The following is a 20,443-nucleotide window of genomic DNA, read 5'->3' on the forward strand; positions in this document are numbered from 1 at the left end:
AATCTGGTTAACCAAAAATCGCCGTGCCGATTCTGAGCATATTGGCGCCTTCTTCAATCGCCACCTCAAAATCCTGGCTCATTCCCATTGAAAGGTATTTTAATTCTTCGGAGGCGGCATCGTCAACAAAATCGCTCTTTAATTTATCCCGCAACTCACGCAGTTGCCTGAAGTAAGGCCGGACGGCTTCGGGGTTGTCAGTTATGGGCGCCATAGTCATCAACCCACTGATTATTAACCCGGTATTTTGTGTGGGCGAAATAATTTCTTTTACTTTCTGGTAAAAGTCTGCTGATTCCGCCGGTTTGATGCCGCCCTTGGTTGCTTCACCGCTGACATTTACCTGGATTAACACCCGAACGGATTTGTTTATTTTCAGCGCCTCTGCCTGGAGTTCTTCAGCCAAAGTGATGCTGTCCAGGGAATGGATATAATCAAAAATCCCGACCGCCTTTTTCGCCTTGTTACCCTGGAGGTGGCCAATCATATGCCAGGTAAATTTAGTGTTGGGTAAACCTTTAGCTTTGTCAAAAGCAGCGGTAACCCGGTTTTCGCCGATATCTTTCCAGCCCAGGGTAGCCAGGGATTTTAACGTCTCAATCCCGACTGTTTTGGTGACCGCTACGACCACGATTTCATCAGGATTCCTTCCCGCGCGTTCGGCGGCCGATTTAATACGGAGCCGGATTTTATCCAGCGATTTTCTTAATGCGTCTGACATCTAAAAACATCCATCGAGAATTAAACATTGACCAGAGTTGCTATAATAATATATAATATCTGTCTGTAGTCAAGGAGTTAATATTGTGAAAGCATTGGCATTATTATCAGGCGGGTTGGATTCAACATTAGCCATCAAGGTGGTACAGGAATCAGCCGTAGTTCCGCTTGAAATAGAAGCGCTGCATTTTACCACGGTTTTCTGCCGGTGCGACGGAAAAGACGGCGCCTGCGGCTCCAAAGCCAGGGGCATAGCTGAGAAATTTCATATTCAGGTTAGAAATATCAACAACACCAATTTGCTTCTGGAAGCGGTGCGTAAACCGCGGCACGGCTACGGCAGTAATGTTAATCCCTGCATAGACTGCCGAATAAATATGATACATTCAGCCCGGGAGGTTATGAGGCAGGCCGGAGCTTCTTTCGTTATAACGGGCGAAGTTTTGGGGCAGCGGCCGATGTCACAGCATCTGCGGGCTCTGAAACTTATTGAAAAAGAAACCAAACTGGAAGGGCTTATTCTTAGACCGCTTTCAGCAAAATTGCTTGAGCCGACTATTCCGGAGAAGAGTAAATGGGTTGACCGGGAAAAACTGCTGGCTATTTCAGGCCGGTCCCGCAAAGAGCAGATGTCGCTGGCTAATATATTTGAAATCAAGGATTATCCCTGTCCGGCTGGCGGGTGCCTTTTGACCGACCCGGCATTTGCAATGAGGGTAAAAGACCTCTTGCTTCACAATCCGAATTTTGTTTTAAACGATATTTTATTATTGCAGATTGGTCGGCACTTTCGGCTGAACAAGAATCTTAAGCTGGTGGTCGGGCGCAACGAAGCGGAAAACAAAACTGTAGCCAATCTGGCCAGAGAAGACGATATTCTTATGGAAACGGCCGATTATATGGGGCCGGTGGCGCTGCTTAGGGGCGGCTTTAATGAGGCTGACATCAAATTAGCAGCTGGCATTACCGGACGCTATGCTGATATTAATGACGTTAAAGAGATTAAAACAAATCTGTTAAACGAAGGCAAGATTATTGACCACATTCTGATCCCGGTCGACTCCGAGGTAGATAGATACAGGATAAACTGAATCCAGTCCATAAATTATGGACTGATATGAATTGAGGGTGTTATTGTTTGACATATAAATGTAATATTGAAATAATAATATCATGCCATTAGGAATACCGAAAGAGACCATCAAGCGGTTATTTATTTATTACCGGGCTTTGCTGGAGTCCCGCGAGACAGAGGTTATTTCCTCCGAAGAGCTTTCCCAGCTTACCGGCTTTACCGCAGCGCAAATCAGGAAGGACCTGACTTATTTCGGGCAATTCGGCACCCCGGGACGGGGGTATACCATCAAGGATTTAACCCGCCAGTTAAAAGGCATCCTGGGAATAGACCGTGAATGGGAGGTGGCCTTGGTCGGCGTAGGTAACATGGGCCGGGCTCTGGTGGCTTACGAAGGCCTGAAGATTCAGGGGTTTAAGGTTACCCAGCTTTTTGACAGCGATCCAAATAAAACCGGGATGTTCTGCGCCGGCCTGAAGATAAAAGACATCAAGACCATCAAAGAAGAAATTCAGAACAATGCTGTTAAAATCGCTGTCTTAACTGTTCCGTCCAACGCAGCCCAGGAAGTAACCAATTTACTTTTAGAGGCGGGTGTTAAGGCGATTCTTAATTTTGCACCAACCAGAATAGTTGTGCCGGACGGAGTTAACGTCCTGAATATTGATATTACCAACGAATTGACAAGACTGTCGTATTACTTGGTCCAGCCTGATTCGGGGAAAAGCATTTAACGAAAAACCTTTCGGTGGGGCAGAAACCACCCGATTATTTATTTAGATTTTTCAACTTCGTGCTTGGTGAATGCTATATTAACCGGATTGGGTTCGTTACGGCGCACCAAGGCCTTGCCATCGCTATCCATGCGGGTTATCTGAAGATTTGAAATGACCATTACTTTATCGACAGGATTAGTATAAGCGAACACCACCTTGGTTCGGTCCTTGAAAATAAAAGATGGTGGCGGAACGGACTCGCCCGAATCTTCTTTTTCAGATCTGGTAATTTTGTAGGTGGTGACGTCCAGCTGGCCGATGTTCCACAGCTTGTTGTATTTGACCGGCGTTAAAACCCCGACGGTTTTTTCCCTGTACCCGATGATTTCAAGGCGGGTTATCTGATAGTCGGTATTTAGCCAAAGGATAATGTTATCAGGAGTTTTCTCTTCCTTCGGGAGTTCCTCTTCCTTGGAGCGGTCAGTTTTTCGATGGCGTCTTTTGGGTTTTTCGGTATCCTTGACGGTTAGTTCTATCTTATGCAACTTACCGTCAGGTGAGGATTTGAGTTCATAGCGTTCCGTTTTCTGCAAGGCAGTTAGCTGTTTAATTATTTCGCTCACCGGGTTGGTAATCTTGGAAATCTCCTGGAGTTGGGCGGCCATAACCTTAGCGTATAATTCAGCTTCAGCCTTGGCTTCCCAGCCGAAATAAGGCGGAATGTCCCTGGGTTTTACGGAGAGAGGATTATCCTGATCCCAAATCATTTCGTAATCCACTTTTTCCAGGATGTACCTGGAACGGTATGCCTGTGACTTGAATATTTCAGGTGCCAGGACGAAGCAGGCAATCCGGGTGACCTTGGCTTTCTCCTGGGTATAAAAAGCATCCGCGCATTTATTAAGTTGTTCCAGGGCAACCTCGGCGGGAGATGGCGGTTTATCTTCATCTTCGCTGTAGAGACGGTAAAATCCTCCGACGAGTAAAATAATACCTGTGAAAACCGACGTTAGTATTTTGAGGCTCATAACGATAAGCATACTAAAAAAGCATTACGAGTCAAATAAATATATGGAATAGTTTTACGACAATGGTATAATACCCTAACGGGCATATGAGTTTTTATAGAATATTGTTTGTTCTGGTTTTCCTCCCGCTTGCTATTCTCGCGTTGGTGGGCGAACCCCTAAAGGATAGCGAGAAGCCACGCGCGAATAAAGCGGATACGACACCCGGCTCAGGCATTTCGGAAAATAATGCGAAGCATAGCAAATTAGCCTTAGGCCAGTGGGTTAAATACCAGGTTAAGCGTTATCGCAAAGGTGTTACCGAAGACACGGTTAACACTCTTTCAGAGACTGATATTAAAATTAGCATTATAGCTAAAGAGACCGTGATAGAAAACGAGTATCTCTGGGTGGAATTCGCCATTAACGAGGGTAAGGAAGAACAGCGGATTGTAAAGTTAATGGTGGATAAAGACGGGAATCCCCAGGCCGAGAGGTTAATTTTGAAATACGGAAAACTGCCGGCCGTGGAGCTGCACCTTAGAATTTGGGAGGTCAAGACGCGAATTACCCGCGAAATGCTCTTTGACGAGATGACCTCGGAACTTAATATTATTCCTTTTACCCGGATGCTGGTTCCGGAGATCTTTGATCAGAGTTCGGTTACTTATGAAACCTTGCCTATCAAGATAGGCGGCAAGGAAAGTACGCTTAACTGCACTAGGGTATTGCTAAAACAAGAAGCGGCAAAAGAACCGGGAATTTTCAGTTCCCCTGCCACAACCGGATATGTTTGGTATTCCGACAAGGTGCCGTTAGCCGGGCTGGTGAAATTGATGGTCGTAGAAGATAAATACCGGACAATGATACTCATCTCGGACTATGGCCATGCCAATGCGCGGTCTCTTATAAAGGAGACCCCGACCAAATTAGATTTTAGGGAAAAAGAAATTGAACCGAATCCTGACACAAATAAATAATAATGAACTATAAATATATTATATCGAATGTTTTGTTGGGTCTGTGTATTATTGGCGCACAACCCTGCTTTTTGAATAGCCAGGTAGAACCTGAAGATGAACCTATAGATATAGTGTCGTCAAACCCAGAAATTATATTTGAAGAAGAACTCCCAGCTGACGTAGGAAAGCTTGTCGAAGTAGTCTATCGCTGGAAAGAACCGCAGAGCAGCGTTGACGAAATTGTCTATAAACGTTTGATCAAAGTTCAGCGGGAGCGCCTGGGTTGTTATTACTACTCGATGTATGCCCGATGCAAGGATAATATTCTGACGGGAAAGACGTCTTTATCTGATGCTTGGACGCCTGAACGAGTCCTGATAGGCGGCAAGAATGCTTCTGTCGCCGCATATAAGGGGGTGATAGAGCGGGGCGAAAGCCAGAACTTCCGGATTATTTATTACCAGCAGACGCCTTTCGGCTTATTACGCTTGGGTGAAACGAGAAGATTAAGCGATGAGTTCGTTGCGGATATTAAGTTTGTCAGGTGTATCGCCTCTGAGGTTGGTAAAGACACTCCGCCAACCTTATGGCATATCGGCGCCTTGGTGTCCGGGTCCTTGGCGCTGTTTGATTATTTCAATCCCAAAAAGGAAGAGAAAAATCATTCCCCCGTTGCTGATTTCAGGGCTATTCCAATGACCGGAACCATCAATACTAATTTCTATTTTGATGCTTCGATTTCAACCGATGCGGACGAGCCGGATTCAACCGGGCTATTGGTCCGCTGGGATTTGGACGGCGACAGTAACTGGGATAACGCATTTACCTTTGACAAGATTACTACCACTTCATTTGCCGGAGTGGGGTCTCATACCATAGGTGTCCAGGTGCGCGACCGGGCCGGCGCTTTTTCGACCGTTACCAAGACCGTTACGACTATTGCGGTCGGGCCGGGTTTGGGTGCGACGCCCCATCCGATGTTCCGCAATACCATCACGCACACCGGCGTTTCGGTTTATAACGGGCCGGTGGTTACTACCACAAAATGGACTTATACCACCGGAGAAATAATAGAGGCGTCGCCTTCCGTCGCTTCAGACGGCACAATCTATGTCGGCTCTTATGACGGTGTATTATATGCCTTAAGCCCGACTAGTGGGAGCACGCTCTGGACCAGCCCGCTGGGCCCCGGCGTGGTGCATTCATCGGTTGCTATTGCCTCGGACGGCACGATTTACGCCGGCGCGGGTAATAATCTTTACGCGATTAATCCGGCTAACGGCAACCAATACTGGTCTTATAATACCGGCGGCTTGGTCCGTTCGTCGCCGGTGATTGATTCGGATGGCACGGTTTATATCGGTTCTATGAACGGCAGTCTTTACGCGGTTAATCCGGACGGCAGTTTCAAGTGGTCGTTCACGACCGGCGGGCAAATCTGGTCATCACCGGCTATCGGTCCCGACGGCACTGTTTACGTCGGGTCTCTGGATAATAAGCTCTATGCCGTCAACCAGAACAGCACGCTTAAATGGAGTTACACCACAGGGGGCGGGATTTATTCATCTCCGGCAGTGGATAATTCCGGCGTGGTTTATGTGGGCAGCTGGGACGGCTCGTTCTATGCGATAAATTCCAACGGCACCCTGAAATGGAGCGTGCCCACCGGCGGGCAGGTCTGGTCGTCACCGGCATTGGACAGCGCCAAGGTTCTGTTCGGCTCGGATGACGACAAGTTGTATTGCCGCAACGCCTCGGACGGCACGCCTCTGTGGATTTACACAGCCGGTAATAATATTCGCTCTTCGCCGACTGTTGACGCTTCGGGCCGGGTTTATTTCGGGGCCGATGACGGCAAGCTCTACGGCCTAACTTCCGCAGGCGCTGATTTGTCCGCGGATTGGCCGATTGACCTATCGGGAGCAACCGCAACGATTCGTTCTTCGGTGGCGATTGCTGCCAATGCCGTGACGCCGACCCTATATGTCGGTTCCAACGACCGGAAGATATATGCCATCGGCGCGGCCACACTTGACCCGGCTGACCTGACCATTCAGAAATATGCCAACAAGGCGCAGGTGTCTATCGGCGAGGTGGTGACCTATAAGGTTGTGATTACCAACCGGGGCGTGGACCCGACCTCGGCAACAGCCACCACGGTCATAGACAGCATTCCGGCTGGATTCAAGTATCTCAAGGGTTCCAGCCGATTGTCCGGCGCGGTTCAAGCCGACCCGATTGGCAGCGATACCCTGACGTTTGATGTCGGGCATTTTACGCCCGGGCTTTCCAAGACGCTTACCTACCAGCTGATTGTCGGAAGCGGCCTGGCACCCGGAAAATATACCAATCGTGCCTATGCCAGATATTATTATGATAAACCGCCGATAACCGAAGGCGTGACGGCCATTGCCAAAAGCGAGGTTTGGGTGGTGCCGGACCCGCTGTTTGACCTGGGCACGATTATCGGCAAGGTTTTTTGGGATAAGAACGCCAACGGAATACAGGACCAGGATGAGGGCGGATACGGCGTAGCGCAAATTATAATGGAGGACGGCACGATAATTACCACGGATAAAAACGGAGGTTATCACATCCCGGGCGTAAAACCGGGCACGCACCTTCTTCATCTTAAGGATGTATCCGAATACTGGATAACCACGGATAGCCCGTGTTTGGCGCGGGTCACTCCGGGATTACTGGTCAAGGCTAATTTCGGGATAAAGCCGGCAGACAAACCGATGTCATCGTTTGTTCCGCCGCTTAACGATTTGACCTTTGTCTTATTGGGCGAGGCGCAAGTGGACAGCGTGTCCACCAACGGTCGCGACGCCAGCAAACAGGATAAAAACGTCAAGGACGGTAACCGCCTGAACGGCCGGCTGGCTTATTATCTGTCCGGCAAAATAGAGAACAAGTTTGAGATTGCCTCCTCCCTGGACACCAAGCGCTCAACGCTCAACGCCCCGCAGGCCACATTCTTCCGCCACATTGACCCGGATAAATATTATACCGAATACGGCGATAATTCCGCCGTGTCATTCGATGCGGCAAACACCGCCGGGCCGTTTTACCTGAGAATTGACTCCCTGCCTGAAGCGAATCTGGGTAAATCCAGCTTACTGTATGGTTCGTATAACTCGGGTATCAATAAAACTGAACCCGAAGGGACCGCGTCCAGCGAACTGGCAACTTATCACAGAACGCTGGCCGGCGTGAAATTAGACGCCGCGCAGGTGCCGGTCTACAAGAATGACCGTCTGGCCATAAAGGCATCGGGCACGGTTTTCGCCTCTTCCCAGGATGCGCAAACCGAGCAGGTTCCGGCCCACAACGAATTTCGGGCCACCGGCGGCTCGGTTTACTATCTCAAAAACAAGGATATTCTGCATGGTTCGGAGCGTATCGCCCTTGAGACGCGGGACCAGCTCACTAATCTGGCGCTGGTTGCCAGGCAGCTGGCGCGGGACAGCGATTATGAAATAGATTATTCCAACGGACGGATTATTTTCCGGCAGCCGCCGGCCATGGTTGACAGCTCAACGCACATCACTTCGAATAACATCCTGGGCGGCAATCCGGTTTATGTCGTAGTGGATTACGAGTATGCCCCGGCCGGGTCCAGGGGATTTAATGACGGACCCTACGGCGGCAGGTTATCCGGCGAACTATCCGACAACCGCAATAACCGGATGCAACTGGGCGGAACGTATATTGCCGAAGCGGATGACAGCGACTATGAATTAAAAGGCGTTGACTTCTCGTTGGACGAGGCAGCCACGTTTATCATACCGATGAGGCTGTCCCTGTCCGCGGAATACGCCGAGTCAACCTCCCGGAGCATGGATGGTTATATCTCCGCCAACGGCGGACTGGGGTTTAACACCGTGGCCGGGACCAATAACAGCCAGGGGGTGGCCAATAAAATCAAGGTTGGGATAAAACCGGCCGAATGGCTCAACTTCGATTCGTATTACCAGAAAGTGGAGCCCGGTTTTATCTCTTCCTCGTCATATAATTATCAGGGCTCGATGCGCTACGGCTATCTAATTAAATATTCTGCCACGGAAAACTTGAAGATAAACCTCCGTTATGACAACCAGGAATTATTAAAGAATGCTAATATCGTTTCGCAAGGCAATATCGGCGCGGACCGGACCGAGACCGGCGCCCTGCAGGGTGTTTACCGCAAGGACCAGTGGACCATTACCAACGAATACCGTTACCAGGAATCAACCAATCTGGTTGGTGGCGTTGCGGCAGAGACCAACCAGGACCTGACGCTGGGCGCGCTTAAGGTTGATTATGCATTCAGTCAAAAGAGTAATCTTTATGCGATTCAGCAGTCCACCCTCAAGGGCGATACCAACTCCCAGACTACGCTCGGCGCCGCCTTCCCGTTTAGCGAGAAGACAGCGGTCAACCTCCAGGCCACTAACGGCACCAAAGGCCAGGCGTACCTAATCGGCGTTAATAATAAAGTATCCGACAAGACCGAGACGTTTTCCAATGTCAGTATCAGTGATGACGGAGCATCCGACACCCTGCAGACCTCTAACGGCGCGACACACCAGCTGACCCCGGACACCCGCCTGAACGCCCAGCAGGATTATGCCACCAAGAATACCCGGGCTACTGACGCTACCCAGCGTTCCACCGCTACTGTTCTCGGACAGGAGACCAGACTTTCGGATAAATGGCAATTCTGGGCCAGCGCCCAGCAAGGAACCGTCAACGACTACAACGGGACGACAAATATCGAAACTATCAGGGAATCCGGCTCGCTCCGGTTCAGGTATGCGGACAGGGATAAGACCGCCTTTGATACCAAACTTGAAGCCCGGTTTGACGAAGGCGACGTTGATAAACACCAGTATCTTACCGCCAACAGTTTCAGGCATCAGCTAACGCCGGACATAACCGTCTCTCTCAGGGAGAATTATTCCTGGACCGAGAACCGGACTACAGACAAAACCGAGGCGCTCTTTAAAGAAACCGGCCTGGGCCTGGCCTTGCGTCCAATCAAATGGGATAAGTGGCATTTGTTGGCCAAATACACTTATCTTAAGGATATCTATCCGGCCGCCCAGGCCGGCGTGGCTGATATTGCACCAACCAGGACCAGGTCTGATATTTACGCCCTGGAAACCGCCTATGACCTGTCGAAAACCCTGCAGCTGGTGGAAAAATACGCCTTCAAAGACATGAAAGAAACAATCAGCGGGTATGATGAAACCGATAACCAGGTGGCGCTCTGGATAAACCGGATTAACTATAATGTGTTTAAGCAGTGGTATGCCGGCGTGGAACACCGCATCCTCAGGCAGACCCTGGGCCAGGACAAAAAGAGCGGATTCCTGGCGGAGGTGATGCACAAGGCCAACCGGAACGTCCATCTGGGCGTGGGTTATAATTTCACGGACTTCTCCGACGACCTCAGGCGCAATAACGATTACTCCGCCAACGGATTCTTTTTCAGGATTAATGCGATAATTGAATATTAGAGCCGGTTAGGAACGCAGTGACTTACTGGCTCTTATCCCGGCAGTTTTTGTCGGGATTAGAAGCCGTTACGAATGAAATGAATTACGGCCTCTTATCCCGTAGCGCAAGCAGAGGGATTAGAACCGACCACAGTGATAGCGTATCTTATCCCGCAGCGAAGCAGAGGGGTTAGAGTTTTAGTGAAGCGAAGGGGCTAATCTTTTCTTATTTCTTTGATTATCTGAAGTGCCTTATCTGCATCAGATTCCCGGACCTGTAATTCGATTGAGAAACCACCTACGGTACCAGTGAAGTGTTTCCATATAGCAATATTTTCATTTTGGATAAAACACTCTATTCCTTCTTCTTCAAGCCGTATTCTAGCCATATGGGCTTCTATGGGAAAGCCGAATTCCGCTACAGTCACCAATTTTTCCGACATATGTTTTTACTGCGCCGTGGAATAGGCGTCAAGTTTAAGTTGTTTCTCGGATATCCTGCGCCATTCGGGTGAGGCCCGATACTTCTCGTAGGCCATTGATGCCACCATGACCGCATTATCCGTGCAAAGCTTCTTGGCCGGCAAATACACCTTGACGCCTTCCCGGATTGATAGTTCCTGGAATCTATTACGGAGCCGGTCATTGCAGGCCACGCCGCCGCCCAGGACAATCGTCTGGGCCCGCTTAAGCCGTGCGGCCTGGAATGCTTTTTGGGTCAGGGTATCAACCACCGCCGCTTGGAATGAGGCGCAGATATCCGGGATATTCAAGCCCTTCTTGGTAGGCGTTTTAGCCGAGGCGTTCTGGCCCTTGCAATAATACAGCACCGCGGTCTTAATCCCGCTGAAACTGAAATCCAGCGACCCTTCTGATGCAATGCCTCTGGGGAATTTAATTGCCTTGGGATTGCCCTGGCGGCCAATCTTTTCTATAAGCGGCCCGCCCGGATATCCCAGTCCCAGCATCTTGGCCACCTTGTCAAACGATTCACCGGCCGCATCGTCCCGGGTCCGGCCCAGCGCCTTATAACTGGTCGGTGACTTGACATAAAACAAAGAAGTATGCCCGCCTGAAACCACCAGGCCAATGTAAGGATATACCAATCGACTGTTTCCCCTCACCCCGACCCTCTCCCCATGGGGGAGAGGAGAAGGTGAGGGGGATAATTCATTCACATAAAGATGCGCCTCGATATGATTGACTGGAATCAGCGGTTTATCCAGAACCCAGGCCAATGTCTTGGCAACCGATACGCCCACCAATAAAGCCCCGATTAAACCGGGCCGGTTGGTTACTGCCACGGCCGAGATATCCTTTAACTCAATGCGGGCATCCTTCAAGGACTTCTTTAGAATCGGCAGAATGGACTCAATATGCGCCCGGCAGGCAATCTCCGGCACCACGCCGCCATAGGCGCTGTGGATATCAATCTGGGATAGCACCACATCAGTCAGAACCTCTTTCCCATTCCGGACGATGCTTACGGCCGTCTCGTCGCATGAGGTCTCTATGCCCAGGCAGATAAATGATTGCTTTCGCATCTAGTATAAATACGTCATATATGGTCAAGAATAGACAAGTATTGTAATGTCGCCATACTTGACGATATTTGACAATCCTTGACTATTTTGCATCCGTTTTTGACAGAAATTCAATGGCCCGCTCCAGCTGGACATCGGCAAAATTATCCGTGTCTTCATCCGGGTCATCAGCCGCCTTGGAGGCCGGATTCAGTCTGGTCTTGAGCAGTTTGGCTTCTTCCCGGGACGACATCTCGACCAGGATATCCGGCTCGATGCCGAAATCCTTAACGCCTTTATCGCGCTCCAGGCACCGGCCGGACGGCGTATAATACCGGGCTGTGGTCAGTTTCACCGCGCCGGTCACGTTCTTCTTGGCGTCCCGGATGGTAAAGACGGACTGGACCGAGCCCTTGCCGTAGGTATGCGAGCCGAGCAGCGTGGCCCGGTGATGGTCGTGTAATGCGCCGGCAAAAATCTCCGAGGCGCTGGCCGAACTGCCGTTGACCAGAATCACAATCGCGGTTTCGGTAATGGCCTGGTCGCCCGAGTCCGCCTTGATTTCCTCGTTCAGGGTCTTGCCCTTGAGTGAAATCAGGATTCCGGACGGAATGAACCGGTTGGCCATCTTGAGCGCGGCATCCATCAGCCCGCCGCCGTTAAAGCGCAAGTCAATAATCAGCGACCTCATCTGTTTGTCCTGGAGCGTCTTTAATGCCGCGTCAAATAAATCAGCCGTATCCTCCTGGAAGGCGGTGACCCGGAGATAACCGATGCGCGCCTTGCGGTCCACCATCCGGACATCCTTGACGCTCTTCATGTTGATTATTTCCCGCACCAGCGTGATATCCACCGCCGCCTCGGCATCCTTGTGGAAGATTTTCAGGGTCACGGTCGTGCCGGGCTTGCCCCGGACCTTTTTGGAACAGTCCGAGACGGTTAGGCCTTCGGTGGACTCGCCGTTGATTTCCAGTATCTTATCCCCGGGCAGGAGTCCAGCCCGGAAGGCCGGGGTATCCTCGAATGGAGCTATCACCGTGATAATCCCGTCTTCCAGCGAGATTTCCACTCCGATGCCGCCGTATTCGCCCTTGGTTTCCGAAATAAAAGAGTTGTATTCATCCGCATCCATATACTGGCTGTAAGGGTCCAGCCCGCTGACCATGCCCTTGAGGGCGTTTTCGAACACCTCATCCTTATTCGGTTCCCTGAAGAAATTGTCCTTGATGAGCTGATAGATGTTCTCGATATCCTGGGTGGTTTTCTGGCTGGGCTGGGATACGCTGGAGTTTGGCGCGGCCCGGAGGTAAAAACTCTTGCCGTCAAAGATGGTCTTGCCAACCAGTAATGTCATGGCCAGCAGAACAATCAAAAAGACAACATTAATACCCTTCTGATAGCGACTATTCTGTGTAGTTGGAATCATACTGGCTTCTCCTTTAAATTGGGAATTCGGAATGCGGATTGCGGAATTATTTATTCTTGTTCCTCCGCGCAGTTTTGATAGAGGTTACGACAATTGCGGTAATTTCAGACGCTTCTTTCTGCAGATGTTTAATCTGGTTTGAGTCGCCCAGTTTAGCATCCGAAATTAATTCTAACCAATATAACGTTTCGTCAACCTCTTCTTCAACGATACCCAATTTAGAAATGAAATCGGCCCTGGAGCGGGCCCGGCAGGCCGCGCGATAATTAGCGCCTACTGAGGTGCCGGACCTCAGAATCTGCCTCCCTAATACATCCCCGGTTTTATTCCTGGGCAGTGTTTCAGCCAGCTGCATTATATCAAGGGCAAATTTCTTAGTTCTAATCTTTAAATCCTCGTATGCCATATCTATTCCTTATTTTTCATTCCGCACTCGCCACTCCACATTCCGCATTTCCTATGGTCTACTTAATTTGGCCGCTACGCCCTGGGCCGCAATCATTACCGGTTCCCAGACATCAGTCACCGGCGGCGAGTAACAGAAATCGCTCTTTAAGATATCGGCTATTGTCATCTTGTTCTGAATAGCCAATGATATCATGTTCACACGCAGGGCCGCGCCGGATGAGCACATGACCTGGCCGCCGATAATCCGTTTGGTCGCCTTGTCAGCGATGAGTTTGACGTGAACGTCCGTGCCGCCCGGATAATAATGAGGCAGGGACGGGAATTTTATCAGCGCGCTAATTGGATTAAATCCGCATTCCGCACTCGCCATTCCGAATTCCGTCATCCCCACACTCCCAATTTCCATATCTAATAACTTCAGAACCGAGGCGTTCAGTATGGCCGGCCCGGTTTCGTGTTCCCGGTGCGCTCCAGTAGGTGCTCCCGACCAGTCCCGATGTTCATCGGGACAGGGCTTGCCGGCTGCGTTGGCCCCGGCCACTACGCCCTGCCGGGCCGCAATCGTGCCCAATCCTATAACTATCGGCTGGCCGGTCAGGTCCGAAACCGCCTCAGCGCAATCGCCCACCGCATAAACATCAGGCAGGTTAGTCCGGAGGGTCTTGTCCACCTTGATGCCGCCGGTGGTGCCGATGGTTACGCCCATGTCCTTGGCTAGTTTTACTGACGGCCTGACCCCGGTGGAAATAATCACCAGCGAATCCTTGTATTCATTTAAATCAGAAATGCTCTTGTCTTCTATTAACTTAATGCCGTGGTCAGTTAGTTTCTGTCTGGCCATCTGGCTGATTTCCTTGTCCAGCATCCGCCAGAGTAGGTATCTCTGTTCTATCACCGTCACATCTAAACCCAGATGTTTTAATGCCTCGGCAACTTCGAGACCTATGAAACTGGCGCCAATAACGACCACAGATTGCACAGATTTCGCCGATGAGATGATGTTTTTGGCATCATCAATCGTGCGCAGGACCCGTACGTTTGGTCCATCTATGCCCCCAATGGGCGGTTTGGAAGGCGTGGAGCCCGTGGCAAATATCAGGGCATCGTAATTCACCTTACCGGCCTCGCCGGTAGTAATGCTTTTATAGGTTACCTCTCGTGTCTGATGATTTATCCCGGTTACCTCTGTGGCCAGTTTCTGGGTTATCTTTTGGCTGGCAAATATCTTGGGCGCGAACACCACCAGGTTTTCTATCGGATTAATCACGCCCTTGATGGCAAAGGGCAGTCCGCATCTGGAATAGGTGGAATGTGACTCCCGGTCAATGATGGTGACTTCGGCCGTTCGGTCATGCTTGCGGGCTGAGAATGCGGCCGAGGCACCGGATGTCCCGCCACCGATTATCACGATTCTCTTTGGCATATATAAACATATACTTCGGAATGCGGCGACAATCAATAAATATTTCCTTTATTCCAATCTATAAGAAAGCTTTAACAACGGGATTTACCGGATTGAACAGATTAAACAATCAGATAAATCCTGCTTAATCCTGTTGTCGAAAATTGTATTGACTTTGCCGGCCTGATATGGTATTAGAACTTTATGAATCGCACTATTCTCGTCATCATCGGCATCGCCTGCGCCGTGATTACCATGGCCGGAATAATGGAATTTGGTCAACGATATCATCATATTGCCGTTGCCCGTCGGCAGCTTCATGACAAAAAATACTGGATACGTGAAGATGCTCTTTCAACGCTTGTCATGCATAACGATAGAGCATCCATTCCTGAGATTATCAAATTATTAGATGGTAATGATTTAAATACTCGGGTGGATGCTATTGGTGCATTAGGTAACCTTAAAGCCAAAGAAGCAATCCCTAAAATTACTATATTATTACAGGATCCTGAATTCGAAATTCGCTGGTTTGCTGTTTGGGCGTTAGGGAGACTCGATGTTAAAGAAGCCGTCCCTGAGATAACCAAGTTATTACAAGACAATGATTATCATGTTCGCGAGACGGCAGTTAAGACCCTGATGGAACTCAATGCCAGGGAAGCCATCCCGGAAATTGTCAAATTATTACAGGATGATGACATGTTTGTCTTAACTGCGGTAATAGATGCAGTCGTGATGTTCCGTAGTAAAGAAGCCATTCCGGAGCTAAAAAAATTACTTAATGATGAGAACAAAGAACGCTCTTCTCTAGCAAAATGGCTTCTGGAATATCTCGGCGTGCCGGATAGTGAAATTGAAAAAGCCAAGGAAGGAAAGTGATTGATATGAAGAAATCAGATATTAAAAAGATAGTGCGACAGGGTTATGCCAAGGTGGCTACCACTAACACTTCCTGCTGCCCTACCACTTCAAGTGCCTCCCGGTGCGCTCCTTCGGTGCTCCCGACCAGTGCTTCGCACAGGGGTGGATGTAATACCAAGGCATCAAGCGCCCCGCTAAGGCGGGGTGGGAAAGGTAGTGTATTGCTTGGACCCAAATCCCTGAGCAAGGCCATGGGTTATTCGGATAAGGAAATGGCGTCCGTGCCCAAGGAGGCCAATCTCGGACTGGGTTGCGGTAACCCCATTGCCCTGGCGTCCCTGAAACCGGGCGAGACCGTGCTGGACCTGGGTTCGGGTCCGGGACTGGACTGCTTCCTGGCCGCCAATAAGGTCGGGCCATCCGGCAAGGTCATCGGCATAGATATGACCCCGGAGATGATTGCCAAGGCACGCAATAATGCCAAAGGCAAATACCCAACAGTCGAATTCCGCTTAGGCGAGATAGAAAAACTCCCGGTTCAGGACAATTCGGTCGATGTCATCATCTCCAACTGCGTCATAAACCTCTCGCCGGACAAACCGGCCGTATTCAAGGAGGCGTTCCGGGTCTTGAAGCCGGGCGGCCGGCTGATGGTCTCGGACGTGGTCACCACCAACCAACTACCGGATGACTTGAAGGAATCCATCGGCGCCTATGTCGGTTGCTTAAGCGGCGCGATAATGAAGGGCCAGTATCTCGGCACCATCAAGCAGACGGGATTTAAGGACGTCCGGATATTGGACGAAGCCAAATTCCCCATCAAGTTTATGTTAAATGACCCGACAGCCCAGGCCCTGGCGCAAACCATTAATCTATCCGGCAAATCACTGGACGGCATCGGCGACTCGGTTGAAAGCATCAAGGTGGCGGCCATTAAACCCAAGAAATAGGATACAGATGCGTCGCCTTTTCCAATAATTCAACAAATACTTGGTTTTTTGCCCCCCTATAGGTATGGTGAGCATACACCGATGAGAGTGCCGGTGACGTGCCTCCGTAGCGCCGGAAGCATACCTCCGTAGCGCCAGAAGCATACCTCTGTAGCGCCGGGAGCATACCTTTGTAAGGCCTGGAGCATACCTCTGTAGCGCCTGGAGCATACCTTTGTAGCGCCTGGAATATACCTTCGTAATGATTGGAATATACCTCGGTAACGCTTGGAATATACCTTTGTAGCGCCCAGAATGCACCCTCGTAGGGCCGGTGACGTACCGCCGTAGCGCCGATAACGTACCCCCGTAGCGCCAAGGGTCCTACCCCCCACCATACCCCCTCCCCCTGTTTTCAGGGGATAATTTATGAGAAGAATGGGATAAGTTAATGTAAATAAAGGGGTAATAAGAAACTTGGCTATTTGGTATACCTTACCCGTAGTTCCCTGGCCGCCTTGACCTCGTCCAGCCGGCCCACCGGGGTTGATGTCGGGGCGGTCTTGACTACATCGGGCGTGGTTTCGGCCTCTTTGGCGATAGCTATCATGACCGAGATAAATTCGTCTAAGGTCTCTTTGCTTTCGGTCTCGGTGGGTTCTATCATCAGCGCTTCGTGGACTATAAGCGGGAAATATATCGTGGGCGGATGGTATCCGTAATCCAACAGCCGCTTGGCGATGTCCAGTGTCCTGACCCCGAATTTCTTCAACTGAATCGTGGCGTCCAGGACACATTCGTGCATACAGTGCCGGTCATACTGTAAATGGTAGTGTTGTTTGAGTTGCGCCATGACGTAATTGGCGTTCAGGACGGCCATCTGGCTGGCCTTTTTCAGGCCGGCCGGGCCCATCATCCGGATATAGACATAGGCCCGAATCAGGACCGCGATGTTACCGAAGAATCCCTTGATTTGGCCGATGGAGTCGGGTCTGTCATAATTTAATGAATAGCCGTTCTCATCCTTGGTAACAATCGCACCCAGCCCATCGGAGATGGGCTGGTTCAGCCCCCAGCGGGGGCTGGACACGGTCGGCACAGGCAGATAAGGCGTCAGTTTGGCCGTGACCGCAATCGGGCCTGAACCCGGGCCGCCGCAGCCGTGCGGCGTGGAAAAGGTCTTGTGCAGATTAAAGTGCAACACGTCAACGCATACCATAGACGGTTTGGTGATGCCCATAATGGAGTTGAAATTAGCGCCGTCCATATAGATAAATCCGCCGCCATCGTGGACTATCTGGCAAATTTCAGCGATGTGCTCGTCAAACAGGCCCAGGGTATTGGGGATGGTCAGCATCAGCGCCGCCACTTCGTTATTCATCTTGGCCTTCAGGTCCGCGATGTCCACATTGCCGTGCGGGTCGGACTTGACCTCGACGGCATGGAATCCGCACAGGGCGCCGGAGGCCGGGTTGGTGCCGTGCGCCGAGTCCGGAATCAAGACCTTGGTGCGCTTATCGTTATGTTTCTTAAAATACTGGTGGATGACTTTTAGGCCGGTGAATTCGCCGTGCGCCCCGGCCGCCGGGGTGAGCGACACGCCGTCTAATCCCGAAATTTCCTTGAGATACTCGCCCAGTTCATACATTATCCGCAGGATGCCCTGGACCGTTGAGGCCGGCTGGTAGGGATGGAGCTGGGCAAAGCCGGTCAGGCCGCACAGGGTTTCGTTGACCTTGGGATTGTATTTCATGGTGCAGGAACCGAGCGGATAGAAGCCGCTGTCCACGCCGAAGTTCTTGCGCGAGAGATTAGTATAATGGCGCACCAGGGTGAGTTCGTCCACCTCAGGCAGGTCGGCCGGAGTTTGCCTCAAGACCGTCGGGGGCAACAGTTTATTTATATCCTGGGCCGGGACGTCTAAGGCCGGCAAGGCGCAGGCGCTTCGGCCCGGACTGGATTCTTCAAATATCAGTTTGTCGTTCATAACCACAGATTCCACAGATTCCACAGATAAACACAGAAGATTCGTATTCAGTATTTATCCGCGTTAATCTGCGGTTTCTAATCTAACATTGCTGCTAATTTATCAATCTCTTCTTTCGTGTTCATTTCAGTTACACAGAAGAGCATAGAGTCCTTAAGTTCTGGATAAAATCTACCTAAAGCCAAACCACCGATAATATTTTTCTTAAGCAGATATTTATTAATTCCTTCAGGTTTCTTACAACGGATAACAAATTCATTAAAGAATGCGCCGCTAAAAGTGAGTTTAAATCCTGGAATGGCCGATAGTTTTTCAGCCGCGTAGTGCGCCTTTTGTAGATTGAGTTCAGCCACCTGTTTCAGACCGGTCTTGCCCACGGCGGACAGGTAGATGGCGGTCCGGATGGCGCAGAGGGCCTGGTTGGAACAGATATTGGAGGTGGCCTTTTCCCGGCGGATATGCTGTTCCCGGGTGGACAGGGTCAGGACAAACCCGCGCCGGCCCTTGGCATCCGTGGTCTCGCCGACAATCCGGCCCGGCATCTTGCGGATATGGGCCATCTTGGTGGCCATAAAACCCAGATGCGGACCGCCGAATGACATCCGGTTGCCCAATGGTTGGGCGTCGCCGACAACTATATCCACGCCGTAATCGCCCGGAGTTTTTAGCAGGCCTAAAGCCATCGGGTTGACCACGCTGATGAGCATGGTGCCTTCATATTTACGGACCAGCTTGACTATTTCGTCCACCGGTTCGATGATGCCGAAGAAGTTGGGCGACTGATACGCCACGCAGGCCGTGTTGTTATTCAGTTTTTTCTCTAATGCTTCCAATGAAGTCATGCCGTTGGTGAAATCCAGTTCGATGATATTGATATCCAAGTCCTCCAGCCAGGCCCGGACTGTAGCCCGGTATTCCGGATGGATGGTCTTGGAGATAATGACCTTCTTTTTGTTGGTAATATGGAGCGCCATAAGGATGGCCTCGGCCAGGGCCGTGGCGCCGTCGTAAAGCGAGGCGTTGGACACCTCCATGCCGGTCAGCTGGCACATCATGGTCTGGTATTCAAAGGCAGTGGTCAGCGCGCCCTGGCTGGTCTCGGGCTGGTAGGGCGTGTAGGCCGTATAGAATTCGCTCCGGCTGGCCAGATGGTCCACCACAGCCGGGACAAAATGGTTGTAACAACCCGCGCCCAGGAAAGACGGGGTCCGGGCTGCATTGGTATTCTGGTCGGCCAGTTCACAGAGTAGCTTGGTGGCTTCTATCTCGCTCAACGGGGCCGGCAGCGCCAGGGGCTTGGCCAGGCGGAGTTCCTTGGGGATGCTGGAAAACAGGTCGTCCAGGTTGGCCACATTAGCCGCGGCCAGCATTTCCCGGATGTTAGTATCAGTATGCGGAATATAAGGCATAGCATTCAGCGTATCAGGTTATCAGGGAATCTGGAGATTAGTGGCTCGCGGATTCCGTTTCACAGAGTTTCTGATATGCCTCTTTGGTCAGGAGATTCTTGAGTTCTCCGGTATCGGATAATTTAATCTTAACCAGCCAGCCGGCGTTGAAGGAATCGGTGCTGATCAGGTTAAGGTTGGAGACGACCGGTTCGTTGACCTCAATAACCTCTCCGCTCAAAGGGCTGTTGATATCCACCACGGTCTTGACTGATTCCACCTCGCCCATGGGCTCGGCTTGTTTTACCGCCTGTTTAAGCTTGGGCAGGTTGATGAAAATCAGGTCGCTCAGCTGCTGGGCCGCGAAATCGGTTATGCCGATCGTAGCCGTCGCGCCATCCACCTTGGCCCATTCGTGCGTCTGCGAATAATATAACTCTGCCATACACACTCTTCTTTCTATGACTATAAGACAAAATAATTATGCCGGATTATATCAGCGCGGTATAAAAAAGGCAAATAAATTCGGATAAAATACAAATATGGTTGACCC

16 protein-coding genes are annotated in these 20,443 nt (G+C 50.6%); 6 read left to right on the forward strand and 10 right to left on the reverse strand.

The genetic code is table 11. The features are described 5' to 3' along the window. Window positions 1-7 precede the first annotated feature (7 nt). Window positions 8-721, reverse strand: coding sequence for a YggS family pyridoxal phosphate-dependent enzyme (locus tag HZA49_03750; GenBank protein MBI5778554.1), 714 nt, complete (start codon window positions 719-721; stop codon window positions 8-10). Window positions 722-806: 85 nt separating this feature from the next. Between HZA49_03750 and HZA49_03755 the strand changes: the two genes are divergently transcribed. Together HZA49_03755 and HZA49_03760 are read left to right on the forward strand one after the other, a co-directional pair. Then, window positions 807-1,811 (forward strand): hypothetical protein, encoded by a 1,005-nt coding sequence (locus HZA49_03755; GenBank protein ID MBI5778555.1) that lies wholly within the window; start codon window positions 807-809, stop codon window positions 1,809-1,811. 82 nt (window positions 1,812-1,893) lie between these two features. Further along, window positions 1,894-2,529, forward strand: coding sequence for a redox-sensing transcriptional repressor Rex (locus HZA49_03760; GenBank protein MBI5778556.1), 636 nt, complete (start codon window positions 1,894-1,896; stop codon window positions 2,527-2,529). Between the two features lie 38 nt (window positions 2,530-2,567). Here the strand turns inward: HZA49_03760 and HZA49_03765 are convergent, their stop codons facing one another. Then, entirely contained in the window at window positions 2,568-3,539 is a 972-nt protein-coding gene (locus HZA49_03765; GenBank protein MBI5778557.1) for a hypothetical protein, read from the reverse strand. A gap of 86 nt (window positions 3,540-3,625) precedes the next feature. On the opposite strand from HZA49_03765, the gene HZA49_03770 reads away from it, so the two are divergent. Both HZA49_03770 and HZA49_03775 read left to right on the forward strand, forming a co-directional pair. After that, entirely contained in the window at window positions 3,626-4,498 is an 873-nt protein-coding gene (locus HZA49_03770; protein MBI5778558.1) for a hypothetical protein, read from the forward strand. A gap of 71 nt (window positions 4,499-4,569) precedes the next feature. Then, window positions 4,570-9,984: a PQQ-binding-like beta-propeller repeat protein gene (locus HZA49_03775; GenBank protein MBI5778559.1), complete on the forward strand. Its 5,415-nt coding sequence runs from the start codon at window positions 4,570-4,572 to the stop codon at window positions 9,982-9,984. A gap of 194 nt (window positions 9,985-10,178) precedes the next feature. Here the strand turns inward: HZA49_03775 and HZA49_03780 are convergent, their stop codons facing one another. The 5 genes from HZA49_03780 to HZA49_03800 all read right to left on the reverse strand — a co-directional run bounded on the left by HZA49_03780 (window position 10,179) and on the right by HZA49_03800 (window position 14,743). Next, window positions 10,179-10,352, reverse strand: a complete 174-nt coding sequence (locus HZA49_03780) for a DUF2007 domain-containing protein (GenBank protein ID MBI5778560.1) — start codon at window positions 10,350-10,352, stop codon at window positions 10,179-10,181. A gap of 60 nt (window positions 10,353-10,412) precedes the next feature. After that, the gene (gene tsaD / locus HZA49_03785) at window positions 10,413-11,507 is read right to left on the reverse strand and encodes a tRNA (adenosine(37)-N6)-threonylcarbamoyltransferase complex transferase subunit TsaD (protein ID MBI5778561.1); all 1,095 of its coding nucleotides are present in this window, start codon (window positions 11,505-11,507) and stop codon (window positions 10,413-10,415) included. Between the two features lie 82 nt (window positions 11,508-11,589). Continuing rightward, window positions 11,590-12,912: a S41 family peptidase gene (locus HZA49_03790; GenBank protein MBI5778562.1), complete on the reverse strand. Its 1,323-nt coding sequence runs from the start codon at window positions 12,910-12,912 to the stop codon at window positions 11,590-11,592. Window positions 12,913-12,958: 46 nt separating this feature from the next. Next, on the reverse strand, window positions 12,959-13,318 hold the full coding sequence (locus HZA49_03795) for a four helix bundle protein (protein MBI5778563.1): 360 nt from the start codon (window positions 13,316-13,318) through the stop codon (window positions 12,959-12,961). Between the two features lie 51 nt (window positions 13,319-13,369). Further along, on the reverse strand, window positions 13,370-14,743 hold the full coding sequence (locus tag HZA49_03800) for an FAD-dependent oxidoreductase (GenBank protein MBI5778564.1): 1,374 nt from the start codon (window positions 14,741-14,743) through the stop codon (window positions 13,370-13,372). 183 nt (window positions 14,744-14,926) lie between these two features. Between HZA49_03800 and HZA49_03805 the strand changes: the two genes are divergently transcribed. Together HZA49_03805 and arsM are read left to right on the forward strand one after the other, a co-directional pair. Beyond that, window positions 14,927-15,604 carry a HEAT repeat domain-containing protein gene (locus tag HZA49_03805; GenBank protein MBI5778565.1) on the forward strand — a complete coding sequence of 226 codons (678 nt, stop codon included), beginning with the start codon at window positions 14,927-14,929 and terminating at the stop codon, window positions 15,602-15,604. Between the two features lie 5 nt (window positions 15,605-15,609). Next, complete coding sequence (arsM, locus tag HZA49_03810) at window positions 15,610-16,536, forward strand: arsenite methyltransferase (GenBank protein ID MBI5778566.1); 927 nt, start codon at window positions 15,610-15,612, stop codon at window positions 16,534-16,536. A 460-nt stretch (window positions 16,537-16,996) separates the two neighbouring features. On the opposite strand, the gene gcvPB is transcribed toward arsM, so the two are convergent. The 3 genes from gcvPB to gcvH form a co-directional block, all read right to left on the reverse strand. Further along, on the reverse strand, window positions 16,997-18,502 hold the full coding sequence (gene gcvPB, locus HZA49_03815) for an aminomethyl-transferring glycine dehydrogenase subunit GcvPB (protein MBI5778567.1): 1,506 nt from the start codon (window positions 18,500-18,502) through the stop codon (window positions 16,997-16,999). Window positions 18,503-18,579: 77 nt separating this feature from the next. Further along, a complete protein-coding gene (gene gcvPA, locus HZA49_03820; GenBank protein ID MBI5778568.1) occupies window positions 18,580-19,911 on the reverse strand; it encodes an aminomethyl-transferring glycine dehydrogenase subunit GcvPA in 1,332 nt (443 codons plus the stop codon). A 37-nt stretch (window positions 19,912-19,948) separates the two neighbouring features. Continuing rightward, window positions 19,949-20,335: a glycine cleavage system protein GcvH gene (gene gcvH / locus HZA49_03825; protein ID MBI5778569.1), complete on the reverse strand. Its 387-nt coding sequence runs from the start codon at window positions 20,333-20,335 to the stop codon at window positions 19,949-19,951. Between the last annotated feature and the right edge of the window lie 108 nt (window positions 20,336-20,443).

The sequence above is a fragment of the Planctomycetota bacterium genome, assembly GCA_016235865.1.
Classification (GTDB): domain Bacteria; phylum Planctomycetota; class MHYJ01; order JACQXL01; family JACQXL01; genus JACRIK01.

What these genes read in the sequence shown, in the direction of transcription:
- HZA49_03750 (MBI5778554.1), bottom strand. Translation starts at nt 721, where the DNA reads ATGTCAGACGCATTAAGAAAATCGCTGGATAAAATCCGGCTCCGTATT.
- HZA49_03760 (MBI5778556.1), top strand. Translation starts at nt 1,894, where the DNA reads ATGCCATTAGGAATACCGAAAGAGACCATCAAGCGGTTATTTATTTAT.
- HZA49_03765 (MBI5778557.1), bottom strand. Translation starts at nt 3,539, where the DNA reads ATGAGCCTCAAAATACTAACGTCGGTTTTCACAGGTATTATTTTACTC.
- HZA49_03770 (MBI5778558.1), top strand. Translation starts at nt 3,626, where the DNA reads ATGAGTTTTTATAGAATATTGTTTGTTCTGGTTTTCCTCCCGCTTGCT.
- HZA49_03780 (MBI5778560.1), bottom strand. Translation starts at nt 10,352, where the DNA reads ATGGCTAGAATACGGCTTGAAGAAGAAGGAATAGAGTGTTTTATCCAA.
- tsaD (MBI5778561.1), bottom strand. Translation starts at nt 11,507, where the DNA reads ATGCGAAAGCAATCATTTATCTGCCTGGGCATAGAGACCTCATGCGAC.
- HZA49_03790 (MBI5778562.1), bottom strand. Translation starts at nt 12,912, where the DNA reads ATGATTCCAACTACACAGAATAGTCGCTATCAGAAGGGTATTAATGTT.
- HZA49_03795 (MBI5778563.1), bottom strand. Translation starts at nt 13,318, where the DNA reads ATGGCATACGAGGATTTAAAGATTAGAACTAAGAAATTTGCCCTTGAT.
- HZA49_03800 (MBI5778564.1), bottom strand. Translation starts at nt 14,743, where the DNA reads ATGCCAAAGAGAATCGTGATAATCGGTGGCGGGACATCCGGTGCCTCG.
- HZA49_03805 (MBI5778565.1), top strand. Translation starts at nt 14,927, where the DNA reads ATGAATCGCACTATTCTCGTCATCATCGGCATCGCCTGCGCCGTGATT.
- arsM (MBI5778566.1), top strand. Translation starts at nt 15,610, where the DNA reads ATGAAGAAATCAGATATTAAAAAGATAGTGCGACAGGGTTATGCCAAG.
- gcvPB (MBI5778567.1), bottom strand. Translation starts at nt 18,502, where the DNA reads ATGAACGACAAACTGATATTTGAAGAATCCAGTCCGGGCCGAAGCGCC.
- gcvPA (MBI5778568.1), bottom strand. Translation starts at nt 19,911, where the DNA reads ATGCCTTATATTCCGCATACTGATACTAACATCCGGGAAATGCTGGCC.
- gcvH (MBI5778569.1), bottom strand. Translation starts at nt 20,335, where the DNA reads ATGGCAGAGTTATATTATTCGCAGACGCACGAATGGGCCAAGGTGGAT.